Origin of the sequence: Enterococcus sp. BWT-B8, from assembly GCF_020567625.1 — a bacterium.
GTDB lineage: Bacteria > Bacillota > Bacilli > Lactobacillales > Enterococcaceae > Enterococcus_L.
Genome location: NZ_JAJDJV010000001.1, coordinates 161,756 through 179,981, shown reverse-complemented (window position 1 = coordinate 179,981; position 18,226 = coordinate 161,756). Strand labels below are relative to the sequence as shown.

At 37.8% G+C, this 18,226-nt stretch carries 21 protein-coding genes; 6 read left to right on the top strand and 15 right to left on the bottom strand.

Annotation, left to right across the window (positions count from 1 at the left end; genetic code table 11):
• Positions 1–5 precede the first annotated feature (5 nt).
• From xerD to LI951_RS00800, 4 genes are all read right to left on the bottom strand, one after another.
• Positions 6–899, bottom strand: coding sequence for a site-specific tyrosine recombinase XerD (xerD, locus tag LI951_RS00815; RefSeq protein ID WP_229440964.1), 894 nt, complete (start codon positions 897–899; stop codon positions 6–8).
• A 247-nt stretch (positions 900–1,146) separates the two neighbouring features.
• Positions 1,147–2,070 (bottom strand): alpha/beta hydrolase, encoded by a 924-nt coding sequence (locus LI951_RS00810; protein WP_229440963.1) that lies wholly within the window; start codon positions 2,068–2,070, stop codon positions 1,147–1,149.
• Between the two features lie 30 nt (positions 2,071–2,100).
• The gene (locus tag LI951_RS00805) at positions 2,101–2,256 is read right to left on the bottom strand and encodes a hypothetical protein (protein ID WP_229440962.1); all 156 of its coding nucleotides are present in this window, start codon (positions 2,254–2,256) and stop codon (positions 2,101–2,103) included.
• A 197-nt stretch (positions 2,257–2,453) separates the two neighbouring features.
• Positions 2,454–3,548 (bottom strand): DUF871 domain-containing protein, encoded by a 1,095-nt coding sequence (locus LI951_RS00800; RefSeq protein ID WP_229440961.1) that lies wholly within the window; start codon positions 3,546–3,548, stop codon positions 2,454–2,456.
• Between the two features lie 731 nt (positions 3,549–4,279).
• On the opposite strand from LI951_RS00800, the gene LI951_RS00795 reads away from it, so the two are divergent.
• Positions 4,280–5,023, top strand: a complete 744-nt coding sequence (locus tag LI951_RS00795; protein ID WP_202066137.1) for a peptidylprolyl isomerase — start codon at positions 4,280–4,282, stop codon at positions 5,021–5,023.
• Between the two features lie 188 nt (positions 5,024–5,211).
• On the opposite strand, the gene LI951_RS00790 is transcribed toward LI951_RS00795, so the two are convergent.
• On the bottom strand, positions 5,212–5,760 hold the full coding sequence (locus LI951_RS00790; protein WP_229440960.1) for a TetR/AcrR family transcriptional regulator: 549 nt from the start codon (positions 5,758–5,760) through the stop codon (positions 5,212–5,214).
• Between the two features lie 197 nt (positions 5,761–5,957).
• On the opposite strand from LI951_RS00790, the gene LI951_RS00785 reads away from it, so the two are divergent.
• Positions 5,958–7,298 (top strand): DUF1576 domain-containing protein, encoded by a 1,341-nt coding sequence (locus tag LI951_RS00785; protein ID WP_229440959.1) that lies wholly within the window; start codon positions 5,958–5,960, stop codon positions 7,296–7,298.
• Positions 7,264–7,602: a hypothetical protein gene (locus LI951_RS00780; protein WP_202066135.1), complete on the top strand. Its 339-nt coding sequence runs from the start codon at positions 7,264–7,266 to the stop codon at positions 7,600–7,602. The genes LI951_RS00785 and LI951_RS00780 overlap by 35 nt, the downstream gene beginning before the upstream one ends.
• A gap of 57 nt (positions 7,603–7,659) precedes the next feature.
• On the opposite strand, the gene LI951_RS00775 is transcribed toward LI951_RS00780, so the two are convergent.
• The 4 genes from LI951_RS00775 to LI951_RS00760 all read right to left on the bottom strand — a co-directional run bounded on the left by LI951_RS00775 (position 7,660) and on the right by LI951_RS00760 (position 10,108).
• Positions 7,660–8,208, bottom strand: coding sequence for a TIGR01440 family protein (locus LI951_RS00775; protein WP_202066134.1), 549 nt, complete (start codon positions 8,206–8,208; stop codon positions 7,660–7,662).
• An 80-nt stretch (positions 8,209–8,288) separates the two neighbouring features.
• Complete coding sequence (locus LI951_RS00770; RefSeq protein WP_202066133.1) at positions 8,289–8,534, bottom strand: KH domain-containing protein; 246 nt, start codon at positions 8,532–8,534, stop codon at positions 8,289–8,291.
• An 11-nt stretch (positions 8,535–8,545) separates the two neighbouring features.
• Positions 8,546–8,821, bottom strand: coding sequence for a 30S ribosomal protein S16 (gene rpsP / locus LI951_RS00765; protein ID WP_202066131.1), 276 nt, complete (start codon positions 8,819–8,821; stop codon positions 8,546–8,548).
• A 477-nt stretch (positions 8,822–9,298) separates the two neighbouring features.
• The gene (locus LI951_RS00760) at positions 9,299–10,108 is read right to left on the bottom strand and encodes a GNAT family N-acetyltransferase (RefSeq protein ID WP_229440958.1); all 810 of its coding nucleotides are present in this window, start codon (positions 10,106–10,108) and stop codon (positions 9,299–9,301) included.
• 145 nt (positions 10,109–10,253) lie between these two features.
• Between LI951_RS00760 and LI951_RS00755 the strand changes: the two genes are divergently transcribed.
• Positions 10,254–10,805 (top strand): NADPH-dependent FMN reductase, encoded by a 552-nt coding sequence (locus LI951_RS00755; RefSeq protein ID WP_229440957.1) that lies wholly within the window; start codon positions 10,254–10,256, stop codon positions 10,803–10,805.
• A gap of 84 nt (positions 10,806–10,889) precedes the next feature.
• On the opposite strand, the gene LI951_RS00750 is transcribed toward LI951_RS00755, so the two are convergent.
• The 6 genes from LI951_RS00750 to LI951_RS00725 all read right to left on the bottom strand — a co-directional run bounded on the left by LI951_RS00750 (position 10,890) and on the right by LI951_RS00725 (position 14,735).
• Positions 10,890–11,033 carry a hypothetical protein gene (locus LI951_RS00750; protein ID WP_202066120.1) on the bottom strand — a complete coding sequence of 48 codons (144 nt, stop codon included), beginning with the start codon at positions 11,031–11,033 and terminating at the stop codon, positions 10,890–10,892.
• Positions 11,034–11,126: 93 nt separating this feature from the next.
• Positions 11,127–11,702, bottom strand: coding sequence for a DNA-3-methyladenine glycosylase I (locus tag LI951_RS00745; RefSeq protein WP_202066119.1), 576 nt, complete (start codon positions 11,700–11,702; stop codon positions 11,127–11,129).
• 104 nt (positions 11,703–11,806) lie between these two features.
• Positions 11,807–13,228: a signal recognition particle protein gene (gene ffh / locus LI951_RS00740; RefSeq protein WP_202066117.1), complete on the bottom strand. Its 1,422-nt coding sequence runs from the start codon at positions 13,226–13,228 to the stop codon at positions 11,807–11,809.
• A 4-nt stretch (positions 13,229–13,232) separates the two neighbouring features.
• Entirely contained in the window at positions 13,233–13,571 is a 339-nt protein-coding gene (locus LI951_RS00735; protein ID WP_202066115.1) for a putative DNA-binding protein, read from the bottom strand.
• 50 nt (positions 13,572–13,621) lie between these two features.
• Positions 13,622–14,266: an NUDIX hydrolase gene (locus tag LI951_RS00730; RefSeq protein ID WP_229440956.1), complete on the bottom strand. Its 645-nt coding sequence runs from the start codon at positions 14,264–14,266 to the stop codon at positions 13,622–13,624.
• Positions 14,259–14,735, bottom strand: coding sequence for a DUF523 domain-containing protein (locus tag LI951_RS00725; RefSeq protein WP_229440955.1), 477 nt, complete (start codon positions 14,733–14,735; stop codon positions 14,259–14,261). Before LI951_RS00725 ends, LI951_RS00730 begins: the two co-directional genes overlap by 8 nt.
• 938 nt (positions 14,736–15,673) lie before the next feature.
• Between LI951_RS00725 and LI951_RS00720 the strand changes: the two genes are divergently transcribed.
• Positions 15,674–16,387, top strand: coding sequence for a response regulator transcription factor (locus tag LI951_RS00720; RefSeq protein WP_229440954.1), 714 nt, complete (start codon positions 15,674–15,676; stop codon positions 16,385–16,387).
• Positions 16,384–18,141 carry a sensor histidine kinase gene (locus LI951_RS00715; RefSeq protein ID WP_229440953.1) on the top strand — a complete coding sequence of 586 codons (1,758 nt, stop codon included), beginning with the start codon at positions 16,384–16,386 and terminating at the stop codon, positions 18,139–18,141. The genes LI951_RS00720 and LI951_RS00715 overlap by 4 nt, the downstream gene beginning before the upstream one ends.
• The last annotated feature ends 85 nt before the right edge of the window (positions 18,142–18,226 follow it).

The window sequence follows — 18,226 nt, the reverse complement described above, 5'->3', positions numbered from 1 at the left end:
CCTCTTTAGGCTCTTGGAAAGTGTTTTTTATAGACATCAGCCATTCTTTTCTTGGTGATGTGCGTATAAATTTGTGTCGTTGAAATATCTGCATGTCCCAACAGCTCCTGAACAATTCTTAAATCTGTACCATTTTCCAACAAATGAGTGGCAAAGCTGTGCCTCAATGTATGCGGGGTGATATTTTTTTTAATTCCGGCTTCCTGAACAATTTGCTTAAGATTTTTCCAAATCCCCTGTCTCGACAATGATTTTCCATGGTGATTGACAAACAGCTGCGGTACATTCGAAGGAGACTTAATCAGATTCGGCCTGCCTTCTTCCAAATACTTTTCAATCCAGTAAATGGCATGATCTCCCAAAGGGATAATTCGTTCCTTGTCGCCCTTCCCAATCGTTTGAAGCAATCCGATCGCCAAATGAAGATCTGCCAGCTTCAGTTCAATTAATTCAGTAACGCGCAGTCCTGTGGCATACATAACTTCTAGTATTGCCCGATTTCGAATCCCCAGCGGCTTAGAAACATCCGGTGTTTCAATAAGTTGAATGACTTCTTCCACCGAAAGAGTATCAGGAAGTTTCTGAGCTTTTTTAGGCGAATCGATATGCTGCATGGGATCATGGTCTGTGACTCTTTCCTGACGCAAAAACTGATGAAAACCTCTCAGTGTTGATATCATACGAATAACCGAGGCAGGAGAATTTTTATCATTGTGAAGTTCCTGAAGAAAATCCAAAACAGTGTAACGGTCAACCGCCTCCCAAGAAGGGATTGCTGCCTTTTCTTTTAAAAAAGTAAAATACTTTTCCAAATCCCGTTCATAACTTTTTCGAGTATTCAGAGATAGCCCTCGTTCTATCTGTAAGTAGTGCAAATACGTATTGATTGTTTCTTCCATTAGGTTATTTTACCTCATTTCACTGTACTATCATAACAATTCACCGAGACAAAGTATAGTTAATTCCATTGATTTTCTCCTGCATCTGCAAAGCCTTGGTGAAAATATCAAAATAAACACAACAGAATCAGAAAAGTGATTACACTAATTCTGCTGCTCAAATTATTCTGTCGCTTATTGCTAAAAAGCTGCTAAAATATCCATTTCTTTATCGGCTTAAGATCGGTTTAAGCAAAATGACTCATTTTCAATCAATATACTGTTCAAGAAAGTTTGAAACCCGCCTTTTATACGTTTCCGAATCTGTCGACATGGCAGTCGCATGCTTGGCGCCTTCAACAACATATTTTTCCTTCGGTGCATCTGTCGCATCATAAACCTGATCAAGCATGGAATAAGGAACAAAATCATCTTTTGTTCCATGGATAAACATTATGGGTGTTTTATTCTTTTTCAGCTGCTTCACTGAACTGGCTTCTCCCAAAAAGTAGCCTGCTCTGATTTTAGTGATACCGCTGGTTACTTCAATTAGAGGGAAGCCCGGTAAATTGTACATTTCTTTTAACTGATACGTGAGCTCATCTTTCGCTGAAGTATAGCCGCAATCCTCCACAATAGCCTTCACATTCTTAGGAAGCTTTTCTCCACTGATCATCATGACTGTCGCTCCGCCCATACTGATTCCATAAAGAGCCAGCTGACTGTCTGCTCCGTTTACTGCAATCACTTTATCAATCCATTGAAGATAATCTTTTCTTTCAGGCCATCCAAAGCCAATGTAATGCCCTTCGCTTTTCCCATGTCCGCGTGCATCAGGAACAAGAACATTATAGCCCCAATCATAATACATTTTAGCAAATTTACCCATCGTTTCTGCGTTTCCCATATAGCCGTGAGCCAGAATGGCATTTTTTGTCGTCTTTTCTTTCGCAGGTAAATAGATTGCCTGCAGTTTCAGACCGTCATTGGATGTTATATTCCAATATTCTCTGCTTGCCTCTTCCTTAAACCATATTTTTTCGGGAGAGCCAATTTCATCTGTTCCAGGGGTATCATCCTTAATAAAATTCTTTTTTGAAGGAACAACAGCATACTGATAAAAATAGAACCCAGCTCCTGCCAAAGCAATTATCCCCATAATAATAGTAATGATAATCAGCTTTTTCCACATAATTCTAATCTCCAATTTTCCATTTCATTTTTAATCACAGAAGACTGACCTTTTTTTAGTAAAAGGCTCTTTAAATAGCATCCCAATATCTTCTGCTGCATTGCGTTCTTCTGAGAGTTCCGGTTGCTCTGTTTCTTCAAATATCTTTCCTGTTTGAGCAATTCCTTGAAGTTTTGAGAATAACATTCCGAGTTCTTCTCTCGATGTTATTTCCCTCCGCGCCTCCTTTATTTTATCATTAGATGGAAAAAAAAGCTTTTTTACTTTACAGGAAATTTGAAAAAATATAGTTAAAAATGAAAAGAGCAGAACAAGGTTTTAGTTCACCTTTGTTCCACTCCAGTAATAGAAAGCTCATTTTCTTCCATAAAGCTTTAAATGTTCTATTCTTTATTTTCAATTAGTTTAAAGCTTGACCAAGGACGTAAGAAGTTTAGAAGGAAAAGCTCATCTTCTGATATCCTTCCAACAACATTAACTCGTCCGTCATTCTTCATTTCTTTTAAAGCAATCTGTGTTTCACCCTTGTATTGCCCATACCCCTCATTATCTATCAGAATATCTCCTCTGATCATGTCTTTTGTGTTATGTGCAGGAAATTCTTTGTCCTTGTAATATATACGTGTCCTTGTTGAACGCAGGATATACTCAGAACGATCTCCCCGGTAGCTGTGCAAATTGTCAAACAGACAAATTCGTTCATTTTCAGTAATATCTGATGCCACATCAACTTTTAATGTCGGAAAATCAGCATTGAAAGCTTCTGACATTGCTTTTAACTCCGCTTCTGATGCATAGGCATTTCCAATTGAAATATCATCAATCAAGCCAGTTAAAATTAAATGTTTTACTTGAGTGGCAATTTCCAGATTGCGGTGCTCTTCCAGTGAACACAGTCCATCTGAAGTAGGCCATGGACCAAAAGTGGCATCATGTGAATTGACAAAAGCCATTGTATTAATGTTATATTTTCTGAACTGTTCTGAGCAATATACAAAATGATCATAGCTAAGACCTGAGTAACGATGAGGATAGAAATTGTGAGAGCCCATCAAATTTACTGTATTTGGTGAGTAATTCATAATATTGTCAACATAACTGGTTCCTGTACTCATGTTGATCTCAATTTTGATACCATATGGATTTCTGGTCATTTTTGCTTCTTCACTGCCTGTAAATCCAATATCTAAACGTACACCGTATGCACCCATTTCGTGGAAAAATGACAGGTCATCATAGGAAATATTCAATTGTGCAAATAGTTCAGGATTAATATCAACCATTACTTCCATACCCAAACTGTTGGCATAATCAACTACTTTTTTAAACTCAGCGAGAACTTTTTCTTTATCGTCTTTAATTTGAAGCAAACTGGTAAACACACGTTTAAACCCGTATTTGTGAGCGAGTTCCAAATATTCTTTGTCCTTTTCAAAAGTTGAGCGTTCTGGATAAATCGAAAGCCCTAATTTTCCCATTGTTGCTGCCTCCTAAGTTTTCTTCTTTATTGACATTGATTGTCACTGTTGATTATAACAGAAGCTAAAAAAATGGTCTACACCTTTCCTGTTATTCTCCAGGACAAAAGTATGAAGAAGACACTAGTGAAAATCATACTATTTATTTTCTGAATCCCAAATTTCTCTGTTATTTCCCATTCCCTTTTTTGATAGCAAATAGTGAGTCAAAAAAATACATAGTTACTACGTATCAATTGTAAATTTTCTGATCAATAATCATGTATTTTAGAAAACTTTCTGCAGTTTCTGAAAAATATTTCTTCATGCTTTTGTTGGAGGGCATTCACAGTCTGAAACCACCAATCAATATTATGAATACTTTATTAAGACGGAATAAAATCTGGAGTCTGCAGAAATGAAGCACGTACGCCAACCGAAAGCCCCTTGAAAAGAGTGATCTCTTTTTTTCAAGAGTTCTTCAGACCTATATAGTTCTTCTTATAAGGTTGGAAAGCCTTAGCTTCTCTCTATCAGTTACCTAAGATAGCTGCTTCGATTACACTTATCAACTATCTATGATTTTGAAGGGAAATACATTCAGCAAGCAATTATCTGAATAATGGATGAGTTTAAACTATAAATGAAATTTTTTATGATTTTGTTCTGTTTTTTTAAAATAGTCTGGTAGTCAGGTAGATGTTTTGTTATTATATTTAGGATGACTATATTAAAGGGGATGTATTTTACACATGAAGATCAATAAACTTTTTACAGCAACAGTTTCAATTGCTGCTTCAGTTCTGCTTTTAGCTGCCTGCGGCAATGGTAATGACAGTTCAAGTTCAGCTGACAGTAATTCAAGCACTACAACTGAAAGTTCATCTGAATCAATAGATTTAAATGCGTTGGATCTTCCTCAGCTTTCAGAAGAAGTTGCAGACAACGAAGCCCTGATTGAAATGGTGACTTCAGAAGGTTCCATTGAAATTAAACTGTTTCCTGAAATTGCACCAAAAACAGTTGAAAATTTCATCACACATGCTAAAGACGGCTACTATGACGGACTTATCTTTCACCGTGTGATCGAAAACTTTATGATTCAAGGCGGCGATCCTAACGGAGACGGAACAGGCGGCGAAAGTATTTGGGGAGAACCTTTCGAGGATGAAATCAGCAATCAACTGTACAATTTAAGAGGGGCTCTTTCAATGGCGAATGCCGGACCTGGAACAAACGGCAGCCAATTCTTTATCGTACAAAACTCAGATGATATGTCTGACGGGCTTTTAAGAACAGACAAGCCTGACAAAATTATTGAAGCATACAAAAATGGTGGTACACCTCATTTGGATGGTGCACACACCGTCTTTGGTCAAGTAATCAAAGGGATGGATGTCGTTGATAAAATCGCTGCCAGCGAAACTGACAGCAATGATAAGCCTAAAAACGAAGTAACAATTGAAAAAATCAATATTTTGCAGGAAGCAAAATAAAAAAAATTGATTAGTTGGACGCATCGGGGAATTCACTGTTTGGGTGAATTCTTCCCAGATGCTTTTTTTGTAGTAAAAAGAAAGGCTGAGACAAACATCCCGGCAGCGTTCTTTGCTAACGAATGTTTGTCTCAGTCTTTCAGTATTCATACAGTTATTTATTTGAGAATACGCTTGCCCTAATGAAATCATGCTGACGAATACTTTTGAATAGATTCCTCAAGCAATTGGCATACTTCATTCTCTGTTATCCCAGCTGTATTCGTAGTGTACAAAGTAGCAATTCCAGCAGCTGTTATCCATATTTTTTCATGAATCCGCTTTATTAATTCTTCCGCCAACTTCTGATATTTTAGGGATGTCTGAATTTGTTTCTCAAAGTGCTGATAAGACAATTCCTTCAGCATCTTGCCGTATCCATGATGATCAATGTATAAATACATAAAAAGTCGACGATCCTTCTTGGCAAATTCAATGATATTTATCCCAAGATCGATTACCGGGTCTCCTTTTGTTTTATTATAAAAATACTGTTTTTCCAATTGTCCATGAATCATTGTCAGCAAAGTAACTTTCAAATCTTCCATATTTGTAAATTCTAGATAGATCGGCTGTGTTGAGATTCCCATTTTTTCAGCGACATTTCTGGCAGTAATTCCTGAAAACCCTTCCTTTAAAATAATGTTATAGGAAGCATTTAAAATCTGATCTTTTGTATAGACTTTTTTTCTTACCATACTGTCTCCTTTCTATTTTTAACCCTAAAAACACTTCTCTCCACTACCCTCATCCTCATTTTACACTGTTCTTTATATTTTTTTTCTCAATAATTACCAAAAATATGGAAAATGCTGATAATTTGTTTGTTCTATATTGACTATTACTGCTCTTTATAGGTATATTAACTATAGATATTGGTTTAAGGGGGGATTTTTTGATCAAAAAAACTGACAGATTTACATTACTACATACAGAGAAATCAAAATTTCAGAAAAAAAATACGAAACAATCTTATTTTTTTATGCTCTCCTATTCATTCTTTCTAATTTTTATCGGTCTTTTCAGCGGTTCCCTGCCGCTATTATTTGACGGGACATTAAATATACTTACATCACCTAGTCATTTATTGACAGATTACATTGCATTGGGATCAATCAACAGTGCATTTTTAAATAGCGGTATTTTAACCCTGGTCAGTGTTTTATTAACCAGGCGAAACAACATACCGATCACAGGACCGCTTATAGCCGCTCTCTTTACAGTTTCTGGCTGTTCTTTCTTTGGTAAAAATCTTTACAACTCGATTCCAATTATTATTGGAGGATATATTTACAGCAAAATTGTCAAGAAGCCTTTTTCTTCAGTGATTGTTGTCAGTTTATTTGGAAGTGCCCTTTCTCCGATTATCAGCTATATCACATTTGGATTATCTTTACCCCTAATCCTTTCTATTCCTTTGAGTTATATAATCGGAATCTTTCTTGGTATTATTTTACCGCCTCTAGCTTCTCACGTACTAAATTTCCACCAAGGTTTCTCTCTTTACAATGTCGGTTTCACTTCGGGCTTGATTGCTATGCTGTTTACTAGTACACTGAAAATATTTGATAGACAAGTAGATGTTAAAAATCTGGTTTCAACTTCATTTCATGATGAACTGCTCTTATTTTTACTCGTATTATTCAGTTTAATGTTTTGTTCCGGTTTCCTCTTGAATCATTGTTCCATCAAGGGGTTGAAAACAATCAGCCAAACTTCGGGTAAATTAATTACAGATTTCATCACCATTGCAACGGTTGGGCCTACGTTGATGAATATGGCTTTAATGGGATTTCTTCTTACCGGTTTTACTGTGATTTGTCATGGAACAATGAATGGACCGATTATAGGAGCTATTTTATCTGCTGTCGGATTTAGTGCATTCGGTAATCATCCGTTAAACAGTTTACCATTACTTGTTGGCGTTTTCCTGACTGCTCAGTTCACTCCAGCATTCCAAATAGATCAGACGGTGGTTGTCATGGCTGGCATCTTCGGTACCAGCCTGGCACCTATTGCCGGTTACTATGGTCCCATTTATGGCTTAATTGCAGGCTACCTGCATTTGTCTCTCGTCACGAATGTGAACTTTCTTCACGGGGGATTAAATCTCTATAACAATGGCTTTTCAACAGGCTTTGTGGCAGCAGTGATGGTGCCTCTGCTTGATAATATTTTACAGATTAAAAAGGAGAAAATGAATGCAGGAAAGAGAAAAAGCAAAAAGAATTATTGATGAACTGCTCACTTATTTCTTTTCTAATAATATTGAGGATATTCGGATTGGATTGGATTTTACTGAGGAGGGCTTCTATATTGAAATGCAAGGTAAAATTGATGAAGAGCCGGATGGAGTCATGGACTTGCTTGAGCTCTTAAATACACCGAGAGATACAAGCATTGAATCCTATTATGATGAGCTGCTGGGAATCTCTCATCATGAAGAAAAAGATTACCGCTTGTTGGGACTGATGATCGATGAGGCAGAGATTACTTTTGATTCTTCTATTTTTGATATTAAAGTATTTCGAAAAAGATAAAAGAAAACATTCAGATGAATTTTTGTGAAAAACTGAATGTTTTCTTTTTTATCTTTTTTAGTTGTAAACAGCACGCGGACCACCGATAAGCTTAGGTCGGGAAGCCAGATAAGTGGTATGCGCTTTACCGATTTCTTTAACAGAGGTACGAACTGGAATCTGCACATGCTTTACGTGCATGCCGATAAATGTATCACCAATATCAATTCCGCCGTTGCTGACAACCTTTTCGACTATTACAGGCTTTTCAAAAGAATGATACGCCGCTGCTGTTGCAGCACCGCCTGCCTGAAGGGAAGGAATTACTGTTACTATTTCAAAATCAAATTTTTCAGCAACTGCTTTTTCAACAACCAGTGCACGATTGATATGTTCACACCCTTGAACTGCAAGGTTGAGTCCTCGTTCTGTTAATATTGATTTTAGTGTTTCAACAACAACTTGACCCACTGCCAATGTGGAATGTTTGCCGATTCGTTCACCAAGTATTTCGCTCGTACTGCAGCCTAAAACAAATATCTTTCCTTCTTCCATCGGATACTGGGCAAAATATTCGTTCATCCCGGTTTCCAGCTGCCTCTGATAAGTATAAAGCTCTTTTTCCATAACAACGCCTCCTTGTACTTATTATCCTTCAGCAAAATAGAAAAAACCAGTAAAACAATGGATGTTTTACTGGCATAAAATTACTGTCCATCTAAAATATTTAAACGAACTTTCTTTGGTCCATCTGTACGAACGCTGTAAACAATTGTACGAATCGCTTTAGCAACGCGTCCCTGTTTACCAATTACTCGCCCAATATCTTCTTGTGACACAGTCAAATTATATTCAAAAAAATTATCTGACTCTTTGATTTCCAAAGAAACAGCTTCTGGATGACTTACTAACGGACGAACAATCGTTAATACTAACTCTTTCACATCAGTCATTTTTAGTCACCTTATTTCTTTTCAAGTTTAGCTTCATGATGTTTTTTCATCACGCCTTCTTTTGAAAGGATGTTACGAACAGTATCTGAAGGTTGAGCACCTTTAGACAACCAATCCAACACTAAATCTTCTTTTAAAACTACTTCCGCAGGATCTTTTAAAGGATTGTAAGTTCCTACAGTTTCGATGAAACGTCCGTCACGAGGAGAACGTGAATCTGCTACTACAATACGGTAAAAAGGACTCTTTTTAGAACCCATGCGTTTTAAACGAATTTTAACTGCCATTTTCTATTACACCTCCATTAACTTAATCACAAATGCTAGTTTAACAGATTTACCATTAGCTGTAAAGAGTTTTTTCTTGACACCTTTATTTTTGTTGTTTTTCATGGTATTGCCATGGTATAGTGGACTCACCTTGGCAGGGGCATCTTTTTGCCTTAGCTGAATACAGGCTGAACAGGAATTGGGCTGTAATACAAAATTCCAATACATTCTGTATTCAGCTTTTTTGTTCCAGATCGTGGCTGAAAATTATTAGGGCTTACAAATTGCCTGTCCATTGTTGCAGGAACAGCTAGTGGAATGATATGTGTACCGACATTCTTATAAATGTGCAGACATTCAATCTCCGCACTATTTAATCAACTCGATCTCCAGTCTCTGAATATAACCAAGTGCCTGTTCTGCTGAACCGTTAATCGTCTAGAGGCTCTGTGAATTGGATTAGAAACATAACTTATTTTTAATTCGGTCAACATACTAATACTTTAACACATAATAATTATATTGATTTCTCACCTGAAATCCCTCTGATAAATACAATTGGTAGGCAGGAACATTTTTAGTCTCAACTTCTAAATAAATACCAGCAGGATTTTTTTCCTTAATTGAATGAAGGACAGCAGACAGAACTTTTCTGCCTATTCCTTTGCCTCGATAATTCGCATTTACTACAAAGCCGTAAATTCCCCACAAACCAGAAGCTTCCTCCAAACGAATGCAAGCCAACAGTTCCCCTTCTTCTTTATAAATCAATGTATTGATAAGGTCTTCTTCTAAAGGTTCCCCTTCTAGCAAAAGCTCTAAATCAGGCAAATTCACCGATTTTGGTTGAACCAGAGAAACAGCTGCAGACAAGCTGTCAACCAAAGTATCCATTTGAAATTTCATATAATATTCCGAGAAAAGCAGTTTACACTGATTATTAATCAGATATTTAGTCAAAAACAAATGTGAGGAATCTACAATAAAAAGAATTTCTTTAATGTTATTCTTCTCTGAATACAGCTTAACCTCTTTTAGCAAAACGCTAAGTACAACCTTGGAATCTGGAACAATCATTGTTGCCTCAAGTGATGATACATCGAAGCTTGTGCACCAGACATACCCCTTCAGTTGATCCCCTTCCCAATAAAGAAGATGTGTTGCATAGGATTTTTCTTCTTCTGAAAAATTAAGATCCAACTTATGATAAACACTTTGTATATTTTCAACCTGCTTCAGCAATTCTGACACTTGGCGTCTTTCTTCTTTCGTCAGTTTCCTCTTCCAGATAATTTCATTTTTCAACCAGCAATCCCTCCTCACCTGTTATATCGATTATACGTGACTGAAATTCAGAATACAATCGCCTTGTAAAGCCCTTTTGCTTGCAATAATATAGCATCAGTCCTAGTATGAAGATAGAATCTTTTTCAGAATGGAGGAATTAGGTATGGTAAAAAAAATCGGATTTTTTGTAGGAAGTTTAAGAAAAGGATCTTATACTAGAAAGGTCGCAAATGCACTGGCTGGTCTGCTGCCAGATGGTTATGAAGCTGAATTTATCGATTTGGCGCCTTTAGAAATATACAATCAGGATCTAGATGATGAAAAAAGACCAACAGAGGCTTGGAAAACTTTTAGAAATCAGGTGAAACAGCTGGATGCGGTGGCCTTCTTTACACCTGAATATAATCGTTCTGTTCCAGGAGTTTTAAAAAATGCTTTGGATGTCGGCTCGCGTCCTTATGGTCAAAATGTCTGGGATAAAAAACCTGGGTTGGTTGTCAGCGTTTCCCCCGGTGCTCTGAGTGCTTTTGGAGCAAATCATCATTTAAGACAGTCACTTGTCTTCCTTAATGTTCCGACATTGCAACAGCCGGAAGCGTATATAGGAAATGTCACTCAATTAATCACTGATGATGGAACGCTTGTTGAAGGAACGATGAGTTTCCTTCAGGTAATTGTAGATGCCTTCATTTCATTTACTGAAGCAAACAGCTAAAATTTATTCTCTCCTTTACCCGTTGTTTACATGATGATAGATAAAGGAGAGTTCTTTTCATATTTTACAAATGATTATCATATCCTAAGAAGGAAATTCATTTTCATTCCAATCCTTAGCCAGCATTTTTTTATAAAATACATCCATTCCGACAGCTTCCATCGGTGCGGTAATAAGAATTGAGAGAACCGCAACTGTCAACATCATTTCTCCGTTATGAATTCCCATAGTTAATGGAATACTGCCGATTGCTGCCTGAACTGTAGCTTTCGGAAGATAATAGTAATTAAGTGAAAGAATTCTGTCACGATACCTTTCATTTCAGCTGTTATTTTTAGACTGCAACTCATCATGTCGATAACATTCCACAACGTGATCATTGATTATTCCAACCGCCTGAAAATAAGCATAAATAATTGTGCTTCCAATGAACTTAAATCCCTGTTTTTTCATATCCTGACTCGCTGCATCTGATAATTCACTGGTTGCAGGAATCGGTACATTCTTATATTGTTGTGTATCCAGAGGCTTATAATCAACAAACTTCCACAGGTAATCAGAAAAGCTGCCGAACTCTTTCTGGATTTTTTTAACTATCTGAGCATTGTGAATTGCAGCTTCAATTTTTCTGCGATTACGAATAATTTCTTTATTTTTCAAAAGCTCCTCTATTTTATTCTGATCATATTCTGCAACCGTGTCGATATCAAATGAGTCAAAAGCCAGATCAAAAGCATCTGACTTATTCAGTATTGTCTGCCAGCTTAATCCTGCCTGATTGATGTCAAGAACCAGTTTGCGAAACAATAGACGGTCATCATAAATTGGCACTCCCCACACCTGATCATGGTAGAGCTCCATAGTTGAACTGACTTTTGCCCAGTCACATTTTTCCATTTGAATTCCTCCATATAAAATCCATAACCAAACCCACTTTTCTCTAAAAAAGAGGAAAGACCACTTTTTATATCGCTGTCTTTCCCCTCTATTATTAAATTTGCTTATTTTTTCTTCTTCTTTTTTTTCTTCTTGTTTTTCTTGACCATACGATTCATAGCCATTTTTCCAAGTTTTCCTTTGACACCGCCGCCGAACATTTGATCCATTCCCGGAATGTTCATATTGCCGTTGGACATCTGCTGCATCATTTTTTTTGATTCCTTGAACTGTTTAATCATTTTATTGACTTCAACAACTGAATTTCCAGACCCCGCAGCGATTCGGCGGCGTCTGCTCGGATTCAACAAATCAGGATCTTCACGTTCTGCCGGTGTCATGGATTGGACCATCGCTTTTTTGCGTGCCATATCTTTAGGATCTACCTGTATATTTTCCAGCCCAGGCATCCCGCTCATTCCCGGAATCATTTTCAACAGGTCCTCAATAGGTCCCATCCCCATAACCTGATCCATCTGCTCAATAAAGTCATTAAAATCAAAGCTGTTTTCCTTCATTTTCTGAGCAAGCTCTTCAGCCTTTTTCTCATCATAGTCCTGCTGTGCTTTTTCAATCAGCGTGAGCATATCACCCATCCCCAAAATCCGGCTGGACATTCTATCGGGATGGAAAATTTCCAAATCAGTCAGCTTTTCGCCTGAACCGATAAATTTAATCGGCGCACCAGTCACTGCACGAATAGATAATGCAGCACCGCCTCGAGTATCTCCGTCAAGTTTTGTAATAACCACACCGGTGATACCTAGCTGCTGATTGAAACTGTCGGCTACATTAACAGCATCCTGACCAGTCATTGCATCAACAACCAGAAGAATGTCATTTGGTTTGGCAACTTCTTTAATCTGTTGCAGTTCGCCCATCAAAGCTTCATCAATATGGAGTCGTCCAGCTGTATCTATTAGAACATAATCATTTTTCTTCTCAGCAGCTAGCGCCATCCCCTGTTTCACAATCTCAACAGGATTTGTATCTGTGCCCATATCAAAGACCGGCACATCCAGCTGCTGTCCCAAAACTTTCAACTGATCAATCGCAGCAGGGCGATATACATCGGCCGCAATCATCAGCGGGCGGGCATTTTCATTTTTAATCAGCTGATTTGCCAATTTTCCGGCAAAGGTTGTTTTACCTGCCCCCTGCAGCCCCACCATCATTATTACTGTTGGGATTTTAGGCGATTTATTTAATCCAACCGTTTCAGAGCCCAGAGTTGCCGTTAATTCTTCATCAACTATCTTAACGATCTGTTGAGCTGGCGACAAGCTTTCAAGCACTTCGACACCAACCGCACGCTCTCTGACACGCTTTGTAAAATCTTTTACTACTTGGAGATTGACATCGGCTTCCAGTAAAGCCAGTCGGATTTCTCTCATCATTTCCTTTACGTCAGCTTCGGAAACCTTTCCTTTACGACGCAGTTTGCTCATCGCCTGTTGCAGGCGTTCTGTTAAGCTTTCAAAAGCCATAGTATCATTCCTCTATTTCCTGAATTTGTTCGATCAAAGTGACTAGTGTTTCATCTTTGGGATACGTCTCTGCAGAGTATCTTTTTAGTTTATCGAGTATTTCTCCTCTTACGATATAATCAGAGTATAAATGCAGCTTTCTTTCATATTCCTCAATAATCTTTTCGGTACGTTTAATATTATCATATACTGCCTGTCGGCTGACCTGATATTCTTCAGCAATTTCGCCCAGAGAAAAGTCATCTGCATAATACAGTTCCATGTAATTCATCTGCTTTTCTGTCAGCAAAGTGGAGTAAAATTCAAACAGGGCATTCATACGGTTCGTCTTTTCGATTTCCATGCTTCTCTTCCTCCATCATAATCCCTTTTAGGTTACCGATTTCACTTCGATTAGTCAAGAGTCTTCGTTTGATTTTCAAGAATTTTTTCAAACGAGAGTATCAGCTGATCATAGTAGCTCAGAGCATTCGCACAGAAATCCTTTATTGCGAATGTCTTTCGATCAGAAAATTGCCTTCCCTCTTTTTGAGAGATTCCATCTATTGTGATAGCTGTACGTTTCCCGTAGAAGATTTCTTTGAATTGTTTTAGTCTTATCGGGTATAGTCCAGACACTTCTTCTTCCTGAAGATAAAAAGAGCCTGGTGATAATGCTTTGTTAACGACAAATACATTGGTAAACTCATTATCAACAAAATCACCTAAATCAATTGCTACAATAAATACCCCAAGCTTTTCCGGTTCATCCTGTGTTAATTTTACACCCAACTCTTCTTCTACCTCACGAAATCCGTCCAAAACAGATTCATTTGACAACAAATGTCCTGCAGCAGTAATATCCAGTTGATTGGGAAAATCTTTCTTTTGAAGGGAACGCTGCTGAAAATAAATAATCAGATCTCCCTGATCCATCGTATAGAACCAGCAATGAAACGTTTCATGCCACAATCCTTTTTCATGTGCTTCAGCACGACTTGCTGTTCCAATTTGTTCATATTTTTGATTAAATATTTTCAATTGTTCATTTTCAGCCATGTAAATTTGCTTCCTCCAAAAATTTTTTCCAGTCATTTTCCGGAACAACTTTGATTCCCTTCTGTTCAAAATATGCCGCTGCAACCCCTATCCCGTTCTTGGTTATACCAGAAAAACTGCCATCATAAATTCTCAGCTTGCCGCAAGATGGACTGTTTTCTTTCATAAGAATACTGATTACGCCTTTTTCCTTCAGCTTTTTATAGGCCTCTATTGCTCCCTGCTTAAAAGCTTCTGTAATATCAATTCCAGAAGCTGTAATCACACGTGCATTTCCCAACCAGACATCTCGACCATCTCCAGTACTGATTTCTGAGGGCTCTCGAGGTGTTGATAAGCCGCCCATCACTTCTGGACAGACAAGTACTGCCTTCTTACTGTCAATCAGTTTTCTCAACTCAACGATTGGTTTAGCATTTCCGTCATATCTGCAGGAGACTCCTCCCAAACAGGCACTGATTCCAATCAAGCCGCTTCTCTCCTTTTCATGTTTCCTTTATTTTCCTGTCACCAAAAACATAAGAACAGTTTCCATTTGCTGAAAAATAGTCCAGTTGATTTTTCATGAACATTGTTTTTTCTATTCAGTCTATTATACCATCAACTTAAGGTTTCCTACAGAGATAATCCTATTCTGATCCATTAAAACTATGATAGAATAAAGAAAGGCAGAAAGATTATTTCGAATGAGATTGATGCAGATATCATCAATCGATCCTAAAAGGAGAACCGCAGTCCTTGCCGATTCATCGGCTTAGGAATGGGGCTATCGGACCAACAAAATGACAGTAACCGATTGTCGAGTATGGAAAGGCGGTTGCTTCAATAATTAAAAGGAGAACCGCAGTCCTTGCCGATTCATCGGCTTAGGAATGGGGCTATCGGACCAACAAAATGACAGTAACCGACTGTTGAGTATGGAAAGACGGTTGCTTCAATAATTAAAAGGAGAACCGCAGTCCTTGCCGATTCATCGGCTTAGGAATGGGGCTATCGGACCAACAAAATGACAGTAACCGATTGTTGAGTATGGAAAGACGGTTGCTTCAATAATTAAAAGGAGAACCGCAGTCCTTGCCGATTCATCGGCTTAGGAATGGGGCTATCGGACCAACAAAATGACAGTAACCGATTGTCGAGTATGGAAAGGCGGTTGCTTTCAATAATTAAAAGGAGAACCGCAGTCCTTGCTGATTCATCGGCTTAGGAATGGGGCTATCGGACCAACAAAATGACAGTAACCGACTGTCGAGTATGGAAAGACGGTTGCTTCAATAATTAAAAGGAGAACCGCAGTCCTTGCTGATTTATCGGCTTAGGAATGGGGCTATCGGACCAACAAAATGACAGTAACCGACTGTTGAGTATGGAAAGGCGGTTGCTTCAATAATTAAAAGGAGAACATTCATGAAACACGTATTAGTTGTAGATGACGAACCATCCATTTTAACTTTATTGCAATTTACTTTGGAAAAAGACGGATATAAAGTATCCACAGCAGAAACTGGAACTAAAGCTTATGAAATGGCTTTGGCCAATGTCTATGATTTTATTATACTGGATGTCATGCTTCCCGGGATGGATGGTTTGGAGATTACAAAAGCTCTTCGCAGAGAGCGGATCGAAACCCCAATTCTAATTCTTACAGCCAAAGATGATCAGGTAGATAAAATTATTGGACTGGAAATTGGAGCAGATGATTATCTGACCAAGCCGTTCAGCCCACGGGAAGTATTGGCGCGGATGAAAGCAATTTTCCGCAGAATACAGAAACCCATATCTTCAGCTGATACGCCTTCAGAAAACCCTAAAACACAGCTTGTTGTTGGTGAAATTGAAGTTGATGAAGAAAACTATGAAGTAGTGGTGCGAGGACAAAAAATTGAACTGACACCGAAAGAATTTGAACTGCTTGTTTACTTTATGAAGAGAAAGGATCGCGTCATCAATCGGGATACCCTGCTTGAACGAATTTGGCAGTATGATTTTTCCGGTCAAAGTCGGATTGTGGATGTTCATATCAGTCATCTGCGGGATAAGATTGAAAGAGATCCAAAGCGTCCAGCGTATTTATTGACTGTTCGAGGATTTGGCTACCGTTTTCAGGAGCCTAAAAAATGAATAAAAGACAGCGTTTGGAGTATTTTCTGGCCGTTTCATTGATGCTGATTCTGTTTTTTGTCAGCATTTTTACGATTAACTCTTTTTTCAAAAGAGAATTAATGTCTCAACAAGTATCCTATCTTCAAAAGAAAACAACATTTCTAAGTAAACAGCTTACAGACAACGTATTTTTGCAGGAAAGCCTGACCGCACAGGAAAGTAATCTGTTGAAAGAGTATACAGAAAGCAATGAAGAACGAATCAGCCTGCTAAACAGCGAAGGGGAATTGTTCTATGACACAACGGATAAAAATTTGGATGAGACCAGAGCGCAACGACCGGAAATAAAAGCTGTTATTGCAGGTGCTGATTTTGGCTCATCTCATCGTATCAGTACAACCTTAAATGTTGATCTGCTCTATCTTGCATTACCAATAAAATCCGATGGCAAATTAATTGGCATCATTCGAGTTTCTGAAGAAGCAAGTAAATTCTCAGGAAGCATTCGAACCTTTCGTAATTTTCTCATCAGTATTTTTAGTTTGCTGTTTTTAATCCTCACTATTTTTATTTTATTGATGATCCGTCAGAAAAACAAACCATTATTAACGGTACTCCCTTTTTTAAAACGAATGATTAAAGATCCTGAAAAAAATAGATCTATTATTCAGGAATCTTCGGAGTGGAATGAACTTTATGAGACTGCGAATGAACTTAGCCATCAAATGAGCGAAACCTATCGAGCATATACTTCTACAGAAGAACAGCTGCATAGTTTGCTGAACGGGTTAATGATCGGGGTCTTTATCATTGATAAAAATGGTAACTTGGAATTGATCAATGCAGTTATGCGTGACTTTCTAATGTTTACCGGAAAGCCAGCGGAAAAAGAAAGTTACTTAAAAACGATTAACGATCCTACTATGATTCATTTAATTAATCAGGCAATTACTGAAGAAAAAAATGTTCAGCAGGAAATCAGTTTAGCCGGCAGTAATGAAGAAAGAATAATCGATCTGTCACTGCACTATTTTGATAATGATTTTAACAACCATCAAATTTTTGGTGTGGCTTATGATTTATCTCAAGTACGCAGATTGGAAAAAATCCAAAAGGATTTTGTAGGAAATGTTTCTCACGAACTGAAAACGCCGGTCACTTCTCTAATCGGTTTTACTGAAACGCTTCTGGATGGTGCCAAAGAAGATCCGGAGACACTAAATCAGTTTCTTGAAATAATTCAAAAAGATGCGTATCGTTTGGAGCGCCTGATTCAGGAAATTATTCTTCTCTCCAGAGATTCAAAAAATTCGTATGAAAAGCAAGCGATTCATCTCTATCCGTTTACAAACGAAATCATTCAATCTTATCAAAAATCGATTGCAGAGAAAAAAATCCAAATTGAAATTGTAGGGGATCAAACGCTGTCCTTCACTACTGTTTATGAGCTGTTCCAGCCTATCATTAAGAATTTGATTGAAAATGCAATTCAATATTCTACTATAGAGGGACACATTACAGTGACTTTTGATACTATAGATCAGCACCTGAATTTCTCTGTACAGGATACTGGTTTAGGCATACCTTTAGAGGATCAAAAACGGATTTTTGAGCGATTTTATCGAGTTGATAAGGCGAGAACCCGTAATTCTGGCGGAACAGGTTTAGGATTGGCGATTGTTCAAAATTATAGTGAACTTCTTGGCGGTACAGTGACCGTTGAAAGCTATCCCGGCATTGGCTCACTTTTTACACTCTCTCTTCCACTATAAAAAAGGTTCTATGTTAAAAAATATTGGCAGATTTTCCACCAACACAAAATATTATAGAACCTAAAAAAGCAAAGCAGTTAGAAGG